Source organism: Pygmaiobacter massiliensis, from assembly GCF_900199435.1.
GTDB lineage: Bacteria > Bacillota > Clostridia > Oscillospirales > Ruminococcaceae > Pygmaiobacter > Pygmaiobacter massiliensis.
In genome coordinates this window covers 631,759-647,367 of sequence record NZ_OAML01000002.1, presented here as the reverse complement: position 1 = coordinate 647,367, position 15,609 = coordinate 631,759, and the positions used below count along the sequence as shown (strand labels likewise).

The 15,609-nt window shown below is 51.7% G+C and carries 15 protein-coding genes; 14 read left to right on the top strand and 1 reads right to left on the bottom strand.

Features of this window, described 5'->3' with window-relative positions:
• Window positions 1-60 precede the first annotated feature (60 nt).
• The 11 genes from C1A11_RS03140 to C1A11_RS03090 all read left to right on the top strand — a co-directional run bounded on the left by C1A11_RS03140 (window position 61) and on the right by C1A11_RS03090 (window position 10,914).
• Window positions 61-1,266 (top strand): aspartate kinase, encoded by a 1,206-nt coding sequence (locus C1A11_RS03140; protein WP_102048953.1) that lies wholly within the window; start codon window positions 61-63, stop codon window positions 1,264-1,266.
• A gap of 323 nt (window positions 1,267-1,589) precedes the next feature.
• Window positions 1,590-2,234 (top strand): YczE/YyaS/YitT family protein, encoded by a 645-nt coding sequence (locus C1A11_RS03135; RefSeq protein WP_102048952.1) that lies wholly within the window; start codon window positions 1,590-1,592, stop codon window positions 2,232-2,234.
• 7 nt (window positions 2,235-2,241) lie between these two features.
• A complete protein-coding gene (locus C1A11_RS03130) occupies window positions 2,242-3,231 on the top strand; it encodes a M15 family metallopeptidase (RefSeq protein ID WP_180950223.1) in 990 nt (329 codons plus the stop codon).
• Window positions 3,232-3,351: 120 nt separating this feature from the next.
• A complete protein-coding gene (yfmF, locus tag C1A11_RS03125; protein WP_102048950.1) occupies window positions 3,352-4,626 on the top strand; it encodes an EF-P 5-aminopentanol modification-associated protein YfmF in 1,275 nt (424 codons plus the stop codon).
• The gene (yfmH, locus tag C1A11_RS03120) at window positions 4,613-5,902 is read left to right on the top strand and encodes an EF-P 5-aminopentanol modification-associated protein YfmH (protein ID WP_102048949.1); all 1,290 of its coding nucleotides are present in this window, start codon (window positions 4,613-4,615) and stop codon (window positions 5,900-5,902) included. Before yfmF ends, yfmH begins: the two co-directional genes overlap by 14 nt.
• 145 nt (window positions 5,903-6,047) lie before the next feature.
• Window positions 6,048-7,043: a prolipoprotein diacylglyceryl transferase gene (gene lgt, locus C1A11_RS03115; RefSeq protein WP_102048948.1), complete on the top strand. Its 996-nt coding sequence runs from the start codon at window positions 6,048-6,050 to the stop codon at window positions 7,041-7,043.
• Window positions 7,040-7,900, top strand: a complete 861-nt coding sequence (locus tag C1A11_RS03110) for a bifunctional 5,10-methylenetetrahydrofolate dehydrogenase/5,10-methenyltetrahydrofolate cyclohydrolase (protein WP_102048947.1) — start codon at window positions 7,040-7,042, stop codon at window positions 7,898-7,900. Before lgt ends, C1A11_RS03110 begins: the two co-directional genes overlap by 4 nt.
• A gap of 299 nt (window positions 7,901-8,199) precedes the next feature.
• Window positions 8,200-8,511 (top strand): 50S ribosomal protein L21, encoded by a 312-nt coding sequence (gene rplU / locus C1A11_RS03105; protein WP_102048946.1) that lies wholly within the window; start codon window positions 8,200-8,202, stop codon window positions 8,509-8,511.
• 17 nt (window positions 8,512-8,528) lie between these two features.
• A complete protein-coding gene (gene rpmA / locus C1A11_RS03100; RefSeq protein WP_102048945.1) occupies window positions 8,529-8,780 on the top strand; it encodes a 50S ribosomal protein L27 in 252 nt (83 codons plus the stop codon).
• A 222-nt stretch (window positions 8,781-9,002) separates the two neighbouring features.
• Entirely contained in the window at window positions 9,003-10,268 is a 1,266-nt protein-coding gene (gene obgE / locus C1A11_RS03095) for a GTPase ObgE (RefSeq protein ID WP_102048944.1), read from the top strand.
• A 232-nt stretch (window positions 10,269-10,500) separates the two neighbouring features.
• Window positions 10,501-10,914, top strand: coding sequence for a Mini-ribonuclease 3 (locus C1A11_RS03090; RefSeq protein WP_102048943.1), 414 nt, complete (start codon window positions 10,501-10,503; stop codon window positions 10,912-10,914).
• A gap of 82 nt (window positions 10,915-10,996) precedes the next feature.
• Here C1A11_RS03090 and C1A11_RS03085 read toward each other — a convergent pair whose 3' ends face one another.
• Window positions 10,997-11,176, bottom strand: a complete 180-nt coding sequence (locus tag C1A11_RS03085) for a hypothetical protein (protein WP_102048942.1) — start codon at window positions 11,174-11,176, stop codon at window positions 10,997-10,999.
• 166 nt (window positions 11,177-11,342) lie between these two features.
• On the opposite strand from C1A11_RS03085, the gene C1A11_RS03080 reads away from it, so the two are divergent.
• The 3 genes from C1A11_RS03080 to C1A11_RS03070 all read left to right on the top strand — a co-directional run bounded on the left by C1A11_RS03080 (window position 11,343) and on the right by C1A11_RS03070 (window position 15,364).
• Window positions 11,343-12,773, top strand: coding sequence for an RsmB/NOP family class I SAM-dependent RNA methyltransferase (locus tag C1A11_RS03080; protein ID WP_242965792.1), 1,431 nt, complete (start codon window positions 11,343-11,345; stop codon window positions 12,771-12,773).
• Between the two features lie 118 nt (window positions 12,774-12,891).
• Window positions 12,892-13,632: a YebC/PmpR family DNA-binding transcriptional regulator gene (locus tag C1A11_RS03075; RefSeq protein WP_102048941.1), complete on the top strand. Its 741-nt coding sequence runs from the start codon at window positions 12,892-12,894 to the stop codon at window positions 13,630-13,632.
• Window positions 13,633-13,660: 28 nt separating this feature from the next.
• Entirely contained in the window at window positions 13,661-15,364 is a 1,704-nt protein-coding gene (locus tag C1A11_RS03070; protein WP_102048940.1) for a PASTA domain-containing protein, read from the top strand.
• Window positions 15,365-15,609: the final 245 nt, after the last annotated feature.

The window sequence follows — 15,609 nt, the reverse complement described above, 5'->3', positions numbered from 1 at the left end:
CCAGCAAAAACCGGTGCAGAGCAAAAGTTACGCATTTCCAAAAAAGGAGGGTGACCCGAAATGGCACTCATTGTACAAAAATTCGGCGGTTCTTCCGTTGCAAACCGGGACCGCATCTTCAACGTGGCGCGCATCGTCGCAGATACCCATAACGAGGGCAATGATGTAATTGTCGTTGTTTCCGCACAGGGCGATACGACCGATGACTTGATTGCAAAAGCGGCAGAGATTACCCACGACCCGTCAGGACGTGAGATGGATATGTTGCTTTGCGCGGGCGAACAGATTTCGGTTTCGCTGCTGTGCATGGCGCTGGGCGAGCTGGGCTGCAAAGCAGTTTCGCTGCTGGGCTGGCAGGCTGGTTTCATCACCGACCGCAGCCACCAAAAAGCACGCATTCGCAAAATCGATACCGAGCGCCTGGAATGTGAGGTCAGCAAAAACCAAATCGTGGTTGTTGCAGGCTTTCAGGGCATCTGCCGCTCAGACGATTTGACCACACTGGGGCGCGGCGGCAGCGATACCTCTGCGGTTGCGATTGCAGCAGCGATGAAGGCGGATGTCTGCCAGATTTTCACCGATGTGGAAGGCGTGTATACCGCAGACCCGCGGCTGGTGAAAAAGGCACGCAAGCTGCCGGAGATTACCTTTGATGAAATGCTTGAACTGGCAAGCCTTGGTGCACAGGTTTTGAACAACCGCTCGGTAGAGCTTGCTAAAAAATACAATGTACAGCTAGAAGTACTCTCCAGCCTCAACCGGGCGCCGGGTACAATCGTGAAGGAGGTTGCCAAGATGGAAGGCATGATGATTAAGGGCGTAGCAAAGGATACCAACGTATCCTCAATTTCGGTGCTGGGTGTATCGGATACTCCGGGCATGGCGTTTAAGGTGTTCAGCCTGCTGGCACAGCGCAAAATTAATGTGGATTTGATTTTGCAGTCCTCCGGGCGCGACGGCACCCGCGACCTTTCGTTTACGGTAGCTTCTACCGACCGCAAATTGGCAGTAGACCTGCTGAACGAGCATCTTGCAGTTTTCGGTGGCACTTCGGTAGAGTATGACGATGATGTGGCAAAAGTTTCGGTAGTTGGTGCAGGTATGCAGAGCAATGCCAATGTGGCAAGCACCATGTTTGAGGCACTGTTCGAAAACAACATCAATATTCGTATGATCTCCACCAGCGAAATCAAAATTTCGGTGCTGATTGAAAAAGCGGATGCTGACCGTGCGGTACTTGCCATCCACGAGGCATTTTTAGGTTAATAGATTACATAGAACAGGAGAGTGGCCTTTTGGCGGCTCTCCTGTTTTGTTTTTCGCTTTGCTCCCAAGGGGTAAATCTTGGATACAACAGGATGAAAAGAAGCCGAAACGGTGAAAATGCGCGGGCAGTATAGCTGCACCAAACCGCATAGAAAGGGGCTTTACCACAAAGAGGCGAAAAAGTGAGGTGCTGGGCCTGAAATATAGAGCCCTATGATAAAAGGTGAAAGGTAAGCAAACCACCTTGTTTTGCAGCGGGCGGTATGGTATAGTAATTGAGCAATTAGACCCTTTATTTACGCTCTGATACAGGAGACAGAAGAATGAGTTTAAAGCAAAAACGCTTGGCAATGCTCTTGGTTGCCGTTCCTCTTTTGGGGATTGGTGTAGGCCTTTTTTTGCGCGCCGGGCTTGGCTCGGACCCATATACTGCTTTTAACCTTGCAGTTGCCGCAATAACAGGCATCGATTTTGGTACGATGTCGGTCATCGACAATGCGATTTTAATTGTGCTGGTGGTCTTGTTCCACCGGCATACACTTGGCGTTGGTACAGTGCTGAATATGGTTTTTGTAGGCTATGTTGCCGACTATTTTATGAAGATTTGTGACCGCTTTTTTGGCGCGCCTCAAAACTTCATGCAGCAGCTGCTTATTATGGCAGCGGGCGTGCTGGTGCTGTCGCTATCCGCCTCTCTTTATTTTACCGCGGCGCTTGGGCTTGCCCCATATGACACTATGGCGTTTATTTTGCAACGTGCAGTACACCTGCCTTTTGTCTGGTGCCGCATTATTACAGACAGCACTTCGCTTGTGCTTGCATTGCTGCTGGGCGGCAGTGCAGGAATCGGCACCTTTGTGTGCGCGTGCTGCCTTGGGCCGTTTATCAATTTCTTTAATAACAAACTAAGCATTCCTCTGCTGGGAGCTACGCTTACGGCAACCGATGCCACAGAGGAAAAGGAGTGACAACTTTTTGAGCAATCGACAGTTTTATGACCAGGATAAAGAACCGAAAAAAGGGCACAACCACCGTCCGGAACCACCCCATTCAGCGCCCCGGCGGGCGGCTCCACAGCGGGGCCAGCGCCCGGCCGAGCATCGCCCCACTGGCCATCCCCCGGTGCAGCGCAGCAATCGCCGCGCAAAAAAGCAGCAACTTGCTCGCCGCCGGGCTCTTTTGCTGTTGGTGGTTCTCATTGCCCTGTGCTTTGCTGCCTGGGGAATTGTAGAGCTGATGACAAAAGATAAAAAGCCGGCAGATAGCACGGCTCCATCCTCGACAGCTTTTTCGCAAATCTCTTCGGCGGCTTCTTCTGCGCCGCAGGAAACACCTGCCCCAACGCCAGAGGCTACGCCGTCTGCGACCCCGGAGCCCACAAAGGCACCGGCCACGACGGAGCAGGACTGGAAAATGCGGCTAGTCAATGCCAATAACCCCTTGCCGGAAGGTTTTGAGCCGGAGCTTGCAACGCTGGCCAACGGCAAACAGTTTGACGCGCGCGCTATCGATTCTCTAAATGCGATGCTTGCGGATGCCAAAGCGGCAGGACTTTCTCCGCTGGTTTGCTCTGCATACCGCAGCATTGCGCGGCAGGATGAGCTGTTTAACCAGATGAAACAGGACTATATGGCGAAGGGGATGACAGAAGCGGAAGCCTATGCCAAAACTGCGACTATCCGCACACCGCACGGGTGCAGCGAGCATTCCAGCGGCCTTGCAGCAGATATTGTTGCGGTGGATTATCAGAGATTAGATGACGGATACGAGAACACCCCGGAGGCTCAGTGGCTGCATGCGCATGCTGCGGAATACGGCTTTATTCTGCGTTACCCTAAGGGCAAAGAGGACGTAACCGGTATTATCTACGAGCCGTGGCACTTCCGCTATGTCGGCGTAGAAAATGCACAAAAGATTAAAGACAGCGGCCTTTGCCTGGAAGAATATCTCGAGCAAAACGGCTAAAGAAAATCATACAAAAAACAAGTTTTCCGGCAGGGCATAAAAGCTCTGCCGGAACTTTTTTTGTTCATATAAATGTGGTATACTATACTTTAATTATTGTAAAAATGACGAGGTATATGAATGCAGCGAAAACAATTGGCAGACGGGGTCATGTTGACCGATATCCCCGCCGAACGCTTTAAAACTGGTCGTATTACGCTCAACTTTATTTTGCCTTCGCAGCGCAGCACTGCCACCGCAGCCGCTTTGCTGCCGCTGGTGCTCGAGCGCAGCTGTGCCGCTTGGCCGGACATGACAGAGTTTTCTAAAGTTCTGGCAAAGCTTTATGGCGCATCACTTTCAGCAGAAAGTGCTGTGTATGGCAACCGCCGCGTAATTTCGGTAAGCATCAGCGGTATTAAAGATTGCTATGCGCTGGATGGAGAAGCCCTTTCGCAGGAGTATGCACGCGTTTTGTTTGAAGTGGCGTTTCGTCCGCATTTTACGGACGGGGTGTTTGACGAAGAAGCTCTCGAAATTGAAAAGCAAAAACTCCGCGAAGCGCTGGAAAATGAAATCAACGAAAAGCGCACCTACTGCATCCGCCAGGCAAAACGTCGCTTTTTTAGCGACAGCCCCAATGGTGTGGAGAAAAACGGCTACCTCGACGAGGTGGACGGCATTACCGCGCAGCAATTAACCGCGTTTTACCATGAGATGATTCGCAGCGCTGTGATTGAAATTATGGTCATCGGTGCCGATGCGGCACAGGTAGGCGAAAGCATTGCCGTGCAGCTGAGCCAGGTAGAGCGTGCGCCCAGCCTGCCAGAGGCGCCCTCTGCGATGCCCCGCACCGCACCGCTTGTGATAAAAGAACCGATGGACACGGTGCAGGGCAAACTGTGCCTGCTGTTTACGACAGATGCTATTTTTAACGAAGCAGATGAAGCAAAATTGCGCCTTGCAACGGCTATTTACGGCAGCCTGCCGACCTCGCGATTGTTTATGAATGTGCGCGAAAAACAGAGTCTTTGCTACTACTGTGTTGCCGGATATGCCCCCATGAGCGGCATGTTTATGGTAGACAGCGGCATCGAACATCAGAATGCAGAAAAGGCAAAAGATGCGATTCTGGCAGAGCTGGAAACCCTCTGCAAAGTGCCCGTGCCAGAAACTGAGCTGGAAGAAGCCAAACTTGCTCTTTGCAGCGCAATGACCGGGGTAGGCGACAGCTTGAACGGCCTTGAAAACTGGTATTTCGGCGGTATTCTGAAAGGGCGTATTCGCACCCCGGAAGAAGCCAAGGCGCGAATTCAGCAGATTAGCGCAGCGGATATTCAAGAGATGTTGTCTCACCTTTCGCTCTCTGTTGCTTATTTTTTGACCAAGGAGGAACCCACCCATGACGCAAACTAAACAGATTCTTCATAACGAGCGGGTGGATTTTACCTGTGAAAAACTGGTGCTTGAAAATGGCCTCACCTTGCTGTGCGCCCCGATGCCCGGATATGCGGGCGTGCACGCGGTATATGGCACTAATTTCGGTTCGGTCGACCGCGCTTTTACCCAAAACGGCAAAACCGTAAAGCTGCCGGCTGGCATTGCACACTTTTTAGAGCACAAAATGTTTGAAAATGAAGAGGGAGATGCGTTTTCGCTGTATGCGGCAACCGGCGCCAGCGCCAATGCCTTTACAGGGTTTGACCGTACTTGCTATGTGTTTACGGCAACACAGCATATCCCCGAAGCATTGGATATTCTTCTCTCATTTGTTTCCCGCCCTTATTTCACGAAAGATACCGTGCAAAAAGAGCAGGGCATCATCGGGCAGGAGATTAAGATGTACGATGATTCTGCCGACTGGCGAATGATGTTTGCTTTGCTGCAAAGCATCTACCACAACAACCCGGTACGTGATGACATCGCCGGCACGGTAGAAAGCATTGCTGAAATTACCCCGGAGCTGCTGTATGAGTGCACCGACGCATTTTACACCCCCGGTAACATGGTGTTGAGCGCGGCAGGCAATATTACTATGGAAGAGCTTGTTGCGGCAGTGGAAAGGCAGGGCTTGCGCCCGGCAGCGGCACCGGCCGAAAAGCTGCGTGAACCGGAGCCGGAGAGCATTCCGCGCCCGTACCATGAGTTTACCATGGCGGTGGCACAGCCCACCTTTGGTATTGCGTTTAAGGAAAGACCGGTGTCACCGGCAGAGCGTTTTCGGTGCGATGTGATCTGTGATATGCTGACCGAGCTGATTTGCGGCGACTTTACGCCGCTGTTCCGCCGTCTTTATGACGAAGGTCTTATCAACAGCAATTTTGCCGGTGAAGTGGGCAGTGGTGACGATTATCTCTGTTTCTTTTTCTCTGGTGAAACCAGCGATCCAGAAAAAGTACGCAGTGAACTGCTTTGCGAGATTGCGCGTCTGAAAAAAGAAGGCATTGCGAAAGAGGACTTTCTGCTTTGTCGCAACCTAATGTACGGCGAAGCGGTGGGTGATTTAGAGAGCATCGAAAATGTTGCTACAACCATGGCCGGCTGCGAAATGCGAGGCGAAACCTTGTTTGAGCAGCTGGAAGTGCTGGCATCGCTCACGCTGGAGGATGTTCAGCAGACGCTGGAGCAGATGCTCTGCGAAGAGCGCAGTGCCACTGTGGTTATTCGTCCGGCACAAAAAAGCAAAGGCTAATGCGAAATTGCCTCGCTGTGGCCCGGCACAAAGTGCAGACGGGCGCGCGGGGTGAATCGCTGAAAAAAGTTTTCGACCATGTGGTCGGTAACTGCGCTTTTTGGCGGGCTGCCGATGCAGGTTCCTTAGAAAGGAAGAAACAGCAATGACAAACTATGTAGAATTTCCCGGCGTTGGGCTTGGTTTTACCATCAATCGCATCGCGTTTTCGATTGGCAACTTTAACTTTTACTGGTATGGGCTGCTAATTGCTACCGGCTTGCTGCTGGGTGCGGTATTTGCCATGCGCCAGGCCAAACGCTTTGGCGTTGATGAAGACCGGATGATTGATGTTATCATGCTTGGCACGGTGGGCTCTATCATTTGTGCACGCGCTTATTATGTAGCGTTTGCGCCGTTTAAATATCAAAGCTTTTGGGATATGATTAATATCCGCGACGGCGGCATCGCAATTTACGGTGCCGTTATCGGTGCTTTTGCCGTTGGCGCGCTTGCCTGCAAGTGGCGCAAAGTGCCCCTGTGGCCGATGTTTGACCTTGGTGCAATGGGATTTTTGATTGGACAGGCTATCGGCCGGTGGGGCAATTTTGTCAACCAGGAGGCGTTTGGCACCAACACCACTGCGCCTTGGGGCATGATCAGCCCGCAGACGACCGTGTACCTTGCCTCGGTGCAGCAAAGCCTTGCAGCCGAAGGCGTTATGGTAGACCCGATGATGCCGGTGCACCCCACCTTTTTGTATGAATCCGTCTGGTGCATTGTGGGCTTTTTTGCACTTTGGGCTTATATCAAACACCGCAAATTTGACGGCGAAATTACGCTGTTTTACGTTATCTGGTACGGCTTGGGCCGAGGCTGGATTGAAGGTCTGCGTACCGACAGCCTTTACGCAGCAAGCGGCTTCCGCATGAGCCAGGTGCTGGCCATTATTTCTGCCGCTGCCGCATTTATCGTATGGCTGCTGCTGCGCCGTAAATACGCAAAACAACCGGCTGTATTGGCAGTAGACCGTGTCGCTGCCGAAAAAGCCGCAAAAGAAGCAAAAGCGGCAACCGCTGCTGAGCAGCCAGCAGCATCCGAACCCCAGCAGCCACAGCAAGACGAGGCTGCTTCCCCCGAAGAAAGCGAGGAACAAGAGTGAAACGAATCGACGCAAAACGCCTTGCCGCCGAAACCAAACAACAGGTAGCAACAGAAGTCGCGCAGCTGCGCAACAAAGGCATTATCCCGAAACTTACCGTTTTTTTGGTGGGTGAAGACCCCGCAAGCATGGTATATGTGGGCGGCAAAGCAAAAGATTGCGCCCAGTGTGGCATTGCCAGCGAAGTAGTGCCCCTGCCTGACACCACAACCGAAGAAGAACTGCTGGCGATGATTCGCCGCTGCAACGACGATCCCTCGGTAAGCGGTATTCTCGTACAGCTGCCGCTGCCCGCGCAAATCCGTGAGCAGGCCGTGCTGGAAACCATTGCTCCGGAAAAAGACGTTGACGGCTTCAGTCCCATTAACATTGGACGGATGATGGTCGGCGAAGACTGCTTTTTGCCCTGCACCCCTGCGGGCTGCATTGAGCTACTTAAAGCAACCGGGCAGCCGATCTCCGGCAAACACGCCGTAATTGTGGGGCGTAGCAATATTGTCGGCAAGCCGATGGCGCTTTTGCTGCTGCGTGAAAATGCAACCATCACCATCTGCCACACCAAAACCGAAGACCTTGCCGCCAAGTGCAAAGATGCAGAAATTTTGGTCGCTGCGATTGGACAGGACCGGTTCTTCACCAAAGAGATGGTGCGCCCCGGCGCAGTGGTCATTGACGTTGGCATCAATCGCGGCGAGGACGGAAAACTGCACGGTGACGTGGATGAAGCTTCGCTCGAAGAGCTGGAAGGGTACATCAGCCCGGTGCCGGGCGGCGTAGGTTTGATGACACGCGCCATGCTGATGGTGAATACGTTGCGGGCTGCCAAGCTGCAAAACGGTCTACCGCACCATATGTAATTTGCTTGTATAAAACAATAAGGTTGCCAAAATGCAAGGCACAGACCGTGGCAAGTTGGATGCATTTTTTGCGATATTACGATTTTTGCCTGCAAGGTAAAGCATTGATTTTGCTGAATAAAAAGCAAAACCAGCTGACAAAACTTAAAACGCGGGGCAAAAAGAGGGATAAATGGAAAAAGCTTGACACCTTGTCTCACAATATGATATAGTATTAAAGCCGCATGTATAGGGTTTTTTAGCTAAACATCTGCAAGGGTGTACCCGGCGCAGCGAGACTTATATAAAGAGGTTATTTTATGTACGCAGTCATCGTAACCGGCGGTAAACAGTACCGCGTGGAAAAAGGCGACGTCATCTACGTTGAAAAGCTCGCAGCTGAAGCTGGCGCTAACGTAGAGTTCGCACAGGTTCTCGCAGTTGGCGAGGACGGCAACGTTAAATTTGGCGCTCCCACCGTTGAAGGTGCAGTTGTCAAAGGCACCGTTGATAAGCAGGGCAAAGGCAAAAAGATCCAGATTCTTCGCTATCGTCCGAAAAAGGGCAGCATGCGCAAGGTCGGTCACCGTCAGCCCTTTACAAAAGTAACTATCACTGACATTGTCGGTTAATCGGAGGTGTAAACAGTATGGCACATAAGAAAGGCGTAGGCTCTACTAAGAACGGCCGCGATTCTGAATCTAAGCGTCTCGGCGTAAAACGCGCTGATGGTCAGCACGTCCTCGCAGGCAACATCCTCGTTCGTCAGCGCGGCACTCACATCCACCCGGGTGAGAATGTTGGTAAGGGCAGCGACGATACTCTGTTTGCCCTTGCAGACGGCATTGTTCGTTTTGAGCGTGTCGGTCGTGACCGCAAAAAGGTCAGCATCAAGCAGTAATACAAAACGCCCGAACCACTCCGGTTCGGGTTTTTGTTTGTTTCTTTTTGCATATTTTAAGTGCTTTTTAAAAGAGCTATGCCATGCTTGGCGTTGCCGAGCCCGCATTGCCTAAATAAAACAGCCACGAAACCTAAGTTGAAGAGTATCTTTTTCAACTTCCTGCCCCGTATTCTTCGGGGCATACTATGATTATCTGATAAAGGAGGCGAACCCAGTAATATGTTTATTGACGTTGCAAAAATTAAGGTAAAGGCAGGCAACGGCGGCGACGGCGCGGTTTCTTTTCACCGCGAAAAATTCGTAGCTGCAGGCGGCCCGGATGGCGGCGACGGCGGCAAAGGCGGCAATATCGTTTTTGTAGGTGACCCCAACCTTTCCACCTTGATGGATTTTAAATATAAGCGCAAATACGAGGCACCGAACGGTGAAAATGGACGTGCCTGCAACAGCTTTGGTAAATCCGGCCAGGACCTTATCATTCGGGTGCCAATTGGCACGCTGGTGAAGGACGCGGATTCGGACGGGCTGATTGCGGATATCTCCAGCACCGAGCCGGTTGTTATTGCAAAAGGCGGCAAAGGCGGCCTTGGTAACAGCCATTTTAAATCCTCTACCCGGCAGATTCCGCGCTTTGCAAAACCGGGCTTTCCGGGCGAGGCGTTTTTCCTTAAGCTGGAGCTTAAGCTAATTGCAGATGTCGGTCTTATCGGCTTCCCGAATGTAGGCAAAAGCACAACGATTTCCTGCATTTCTGCCGCAAAACCGAAAATTGCTAACTACCATTTTACCACTCTTTCGCCGGTGCTTGGCGTGGTGCGTGTGGCAGAAGAGGCAAGCTTTGTTGCAGCAGATATCCCTGGCCTGATCGAAGGTGCGGCAGAAGGCATTGGCCTTGGACACGACTTTTTGCGCCATGTAGAGCGCTGCCGCCTGCTGTTGCATGTGGTCGACGTTTCTGGCTGCGAAGGCCGCGACCCCATTGAGGACTTTAAAAAGATCAATAACGAGCTGGAAAATTTCAGCCCGGAGCTTGCAACACGCCCGCAGATTGTGCTGGCAAACAAATGCGACATTGCAACTGAAGAACAACGTGAGCAGTTCGCCGCATTTATCAAAGAGCAGGGCCTTGAGCTGCTCGAGGTTTCTGCTGCGACCGGCCGCGGCTTGGACAAGCTGCCCGGCATCGTATGGGAACATCTCAAAGAGCTGCCCCCAGTCGTGATTTACACACCGAACTACGTTCGTCCGGAGCCGGAACTTGGCCGCCGTTACGAGGTCGTCAAAGAAGAGGATGGCAGCTTTACTGTCACCGCGGATTGGCTGGAACGTATTTTGCAGGGCAGCGACATGGACGACTACGAAAGCTTGCAGTATTTCCAGACACAGCTTGCTGATTCTGGCATATTGGAAGAGCTTGTAAAACTGGGCGTGCAGGAAAACGACACTGTGCGTATCGGCGATTACGAATTCGATTATCTGTTCTAAGGCAGTATCGCGCCATTTTTACGGATGACGAGCGTCCATTTTACAAGCAGTTAATTACTGAAAGTTGCAAAAATTCAAATTAGTACTATAAGTATTGCGAATTTTGCGTTTTAGTGTTCCAGGCTTGGTTGGCGCTGGTACTCAAACTGGTGCGGTAGCGCCCTGATTTTTGTCGCATTTACGCGGCGAAAGGTTGCGGCTGAAACAAGCCGCGAGAAACGAGGTTTTTTATTTGCTGTTTGAAACTCAGAACGAAATAGATATCCGAGAACGCAGCCCCCTTGCACTTGCATTTGTAGGGGACGGCGTGTACGAGCTGCTGGTACGGGCACGTGAGGTGGAGCATACCCGCCTTACCCCGAACAAGCTGCACTCTATGGCCGTACGGTTTGTTTCGGCGAAAGGGCAGTTTACTGCACTTAAACTGATCGAGCCCATGCTGACAGAAGAAGAGCAGAACATCGTGCGTCGCGGGCACAATGCCAGCAAGGCGACGGTGGCAAAGAATGCAAGCCCAGAAGAATATCGGGGCTCTACTGCGCTGGAAGCATTGTTCGGTTACCTCTACCTGGAGGGGCGTAACGACCGCATTTTAGAGCTGTTTGATTTTATCTGGAACGCCCAAAGCGAAGAAAACGCAAAATAGAAAAACAAAAGCAACCATCGCCTGCCTGGCATTGCCGGGCGAGGATGGTTGCTTTTGCTCGCTTTTAGTAACCTGCTAACACTTATTTAGCGTTACGGCTGTTGGTAGAGTTGGTGCTGCGTGCGTTGGTAGAACGAGCGTTAGAAGAGCGAGAGTTAGTAGAATTGGTAGTGTTGGAAGATTTGCTGTTAGTGCTCTTGCTGTTCTTGCTGTTGCAGCTGCTGGCTTTGGAAGTGGTTTTATTCGAGCTTTTGTTATCCATCTAGTTGTCACTCCTTTCGGTGAATATGATGTGTAACAAACTGCCTCCCAAGCGGGTGGCGGAACGTAATGCCGCACCCGCTATTGCCGATGCTGCTGTTCCCTGTGTTACTGATGGTAGTATCTGCTGACTTCGTTTTGTTTATTCGAGAAAAGGAGGATTTTGTTTGCCCAAAAGTAAAAAAAAGAAAAGTGTGCCTCTTGCCCCGCCATTGAAGCATGTGGACGGAGAAACAGCTATGATTAGCGACTTTTTTAAAGAACGATGCAATGCATTGCTGCCGGGCGGATACGATGCCTTCTTCCCAAAAGATGTACCGCTTGCGCGCGGTATCACAGTCAATACGCTGCGCTGCAATCCTGAAGATTTTTTGCAGCGTGCTCCGTTTATATTAGAGCCGAGTGGTTTTTCTGCTGCGAGTTTTCGCCTGGCAGACCCTACCGTGAAAGTGGGCATAGAGCCCTATCACCACGCGGGTGTTTTTTACGGACAAGAGCCCTCTGCGAGCGCACCAGCTGCGCTGCTCGGTGTACAGCCGGGCGATGTTGTGCTGGACCTTTGCGCGGCACCGGGTGGCAAAACCGCGCAGCTTGGCGCGGCGCTGCAAGGGCAGGGGCTGCTTTACTCAAACGAGTTTATGCCGGACCGCGCCCGCATTCTGCTTTCGAACGTGGAGCGGATGGGCCTGCCCAATGCGGTAGTGCTCAATAGCAGTGCAGAGCAGATTGCCGCAGCACTGCCCGGCTATTTTGACCGCATTCTCGTGGATGCGCCTTGCAGCGGTGAGGGAATGTTCCGCAAGGAGCCGATGGCACTTGCACAGCATAGCCAGCGGCTAGTAGAAAGCTGTGCTGCGCTGGGACGCAGCCTGCTGGATACCATTGCTGCCGCACTCCGCCCGGGAGGCACGCTTGTGTATTCCACCTGCACCTTTGCACCGGAAGAAGATGAGGGAGCGATTGGTGCGTTTTTACGCGCCCACCCAGAGTTTTCACTCGTGGATACCGGCGTAAGCTTTGGCTGCGCCGGCCACGCAAGCTGTTGCTGTGAAGGGCCCATTGATGTGGAAAAGGTGCGCCGTATTTATCCCGTGCATGGCGGGGAAGGGCACTTTATGGCAAAGCTGGTGAAGGCAGGGGAGGCATCCCGTGCGCTGCCGTCACAAAAAGCGCAGCTTGGCACCGCCTTGCCGGAAGAAGCTGCTGCATTTTTGCGGAGCAACTTTCCAGGGCTGGAAACGCATCGGGCGCACCTGGTACAGGACGAAGTTTGGCTTTTGCCAGACGTGGCTGTTTATCTGCCCAAAGGCATCAAAGTGCTGCGCGCCGGTGTACAAGCAGGGCAGGTGGTAAAAAAGCGTTTTGAGCCCGCACATCAGCTTTATATGGCCTATGGTGCACAGGCTGTCAACCAAGAACTTCTTACTGCAAAAGAAGCCCGCTGTGCCGCTTTTTTGCGCGGCGAAGAAATAGACGCGCTGACAGCACAGGACGGCTTTGCTGCTGTTTTGGTAGATGGCTTTCCGCTTGGATTTGGCAAGGTAAGCGGGGGAAGACTGAAAAATCGTTATCCCAAAGGTTTGAGAAATTTAAAATAATATGCCTTGAAAACAGGCCGTAAAGCAGTGTTATTGCCTTGCAAAAAAATATATGTTATACTGAATTAGTTAAACTACTATCTGAAATTGCAGGTAGACGATACGGAGGAACCAGAGTATGTCAGGTCATTCGAAGTGGAATAACATTAAACGCAAAAAAGAAAAAACCGACGGCGCAAAAGCTGCCGTGTTTACTAAATTTGCACGCGAAATTGCGGTTGCAGTAAAAGAGGGCGGCGGTGCCGACCCCACAACCAACGGCAAATTGCGCGATTGCATTGCAAAAGCAAAAGCAAATAACGTCCCTAACGATAATATTCAGCGCGCCATTAAAAAAGCAAGCGCTGACGACAAAAACAACTACGAAGCTATCGTATACGAAGGCTACGGTCCCTCCGGAGTTGCAGTTATGGTAGAAACCCTGACTGACAGCCGCAACCGTACTGCAGCTAACCTGCGCCACTATTTTGATAAATACGGTGCAAGCCTTGGTGCAAGCGGATGCGTTGCCTACCTGTTTACCAAACAGGGCATTCTGATTTTGGATGCAGAAGGTCTGGACGAAGAAAAGGTGATGGAAGATTGCTTTGAAGTCGGCGCTGATGATTTTGATATGGGCGAAGACTATATGCAAATCACCACCGACCCGGATAAGCTGCACGACGTGCGTGAAGCACTCGAAGCAAAAGGTTACACCTTTGCATCTGCAGAAGCGCAGTATATTCCGTCTACCACCGCAGCGCTGTCTGAAGCAGATGACCTGAAAAAAATGGGTCTGCTGCTTGATGCGCTCGATGAGGACGAAGATGTGCAGAATTTCTGGCACAACATGGAAAACGAGGAAGACCTCGACCGATAATTTACCAAACTGAAAGGCAGGATCCAGCATGAGCGAAGAAAGATTTTGCATCAGCTGCCATTCGGCATTTCCCGCCGGGCAGGACAAATGCCCGTTCTGTGGTACCAGCTGCAAAAACGAAAACCCCGGCGGCACACTGCCCTCAAGCTCTGTACTTGCTGACAAGTACACCATTGGGCGGGTGCGTGACCTGGATGGCGAAGGCATTTATTATGATGCATTTGACAATGAGGGGAAAGAGCCGGTTATTATCCGTGAGTATTTGCCGGTAACTCTTTGTTCCAAACGCGACGAAAACGGAAACATCGTGGTGCGTGAAGGCAGCGAAGTGCCGTACAAGACTACTTTGGTCGACTTTGTGGATTTCTACAAAGAGCTGATGCGCCTTGCCGGGCGCCCTGGCATTGCCCGGGTATTAAGCCTGTTTAAGGCAAACAACACTGCTTATGTGGTGTTTGAGGCGAAAAAAAGTGTCACTTTGACCGAGTGGCTTAATAAACAGACCGAACTTTTGACTTTTGAGCAGAGCTACCAGCTGCTGACCCCTGTACTGCTGGGGCTTTCTGCAATGCATGAGCTTGGCCTTGTTCACCGTGGTATCTGCCCGGATAATATCAGCATTACCGCAGATGGCAAATCATACCTTACCGGTTATGCAACGCTGTCGCTGCGCTCTCTCGCATCTGATTTGAAGCCTTCGCTTTATGATGGCTACTCAGCACCCGAGCAGTACTCCACCACCGAGTTTCAGGGTGCTTACACCGACGTCTATTCGATTGCGGCTGTAATGTACAAAATGGCCGCTGGCACTGCACCGATTGCAGGAGCAGGCGGCGTTTGCCCCACCTTAAAACAGATGGGGGCAGATGTGCCGGGCTACGTGTCAAAAGCGCTTGACGCTGCCATGCAGGCAGCTCCGCTTTCTCGTACGCAGAGCATCAGCGAGCTAAGAATGCAGCTGGAAAACAGTGCAAAACCTAAAGTAGCTGCGGCTGTGCGCCGCCCGGCCGCAGGCAATGGTGCCGTGCGTACAGGCATGGATGATCGCACTAAGACGATTCTGCTGATTGCAGCCGGCGTTTTGGTTGCGGTGTTAGTGCTTTGGCTGATTATTCGCTCGGTTCTGCCCAAAAAGCCGGACGATACTTCGTCTTTGCCGCAGAGCACAACCAGCTCTCAGGCAAGCAGCGCCACCCCCACTGCAACACCGGACCGTGGCACTCTGCCTAACTTTGTCGGCCTTAAGCTGAAAGATGTGCAGGACAACAGCGACTACAATCAGAAGTACGTCTTCACCATCAGTGAAGAGTTTTCGGATACCTATACTGCGGGCGCTATTATGAAGCAGACCCCGGATGCTGGTGCAGCAGTGCCGGAAAATCGCACCGTGCAGCTGACCGTAAGTAAGGGTAGCAAGCAGGTGGAGATTCCAAACGTGCTGAACCTTACACGAGGCGATGTAAAAGCAAAACTTGAGGCTGCTGGTGTTACAAAGTACAACTTTGTAGGTATTACCAACACCGACCCGGCGAAAAACGGCCTTTCGGTACGTATGGACCGCGAAGCGGGTACCAAGATTAATGTAGAAACCGAAACGCTGACGGTGTACTTTGCAGAGGACGCGGTAGCGCCGACACCGACACCTGAACCGACGCCGACGCCGACCCCGCCGCCCCCGGTTACTGAAGCAACGCCGACGCCGACACCGCCGTCTCCACCCCCTGCGGCATAGCTTCATGCAAGGATATATTTAGCACTATAAAATAAAACTGCGTAGCCCTGATAAAAGGGCTGCGCAGTTTTTTATTTAAAAAAATTGATATGCATTTAGCAAACTCTTCATCATAAGCCTTTCAATCTGCAAGATATAGTTATTGGATACTCGTAAGTCCTATCTGATAGCAAGAAGAAAAGCTCCGGTGAGCTTATAAAAGCCGGTGAGCAACATTATAATTGCAGGTAGCAGATGACAAATGT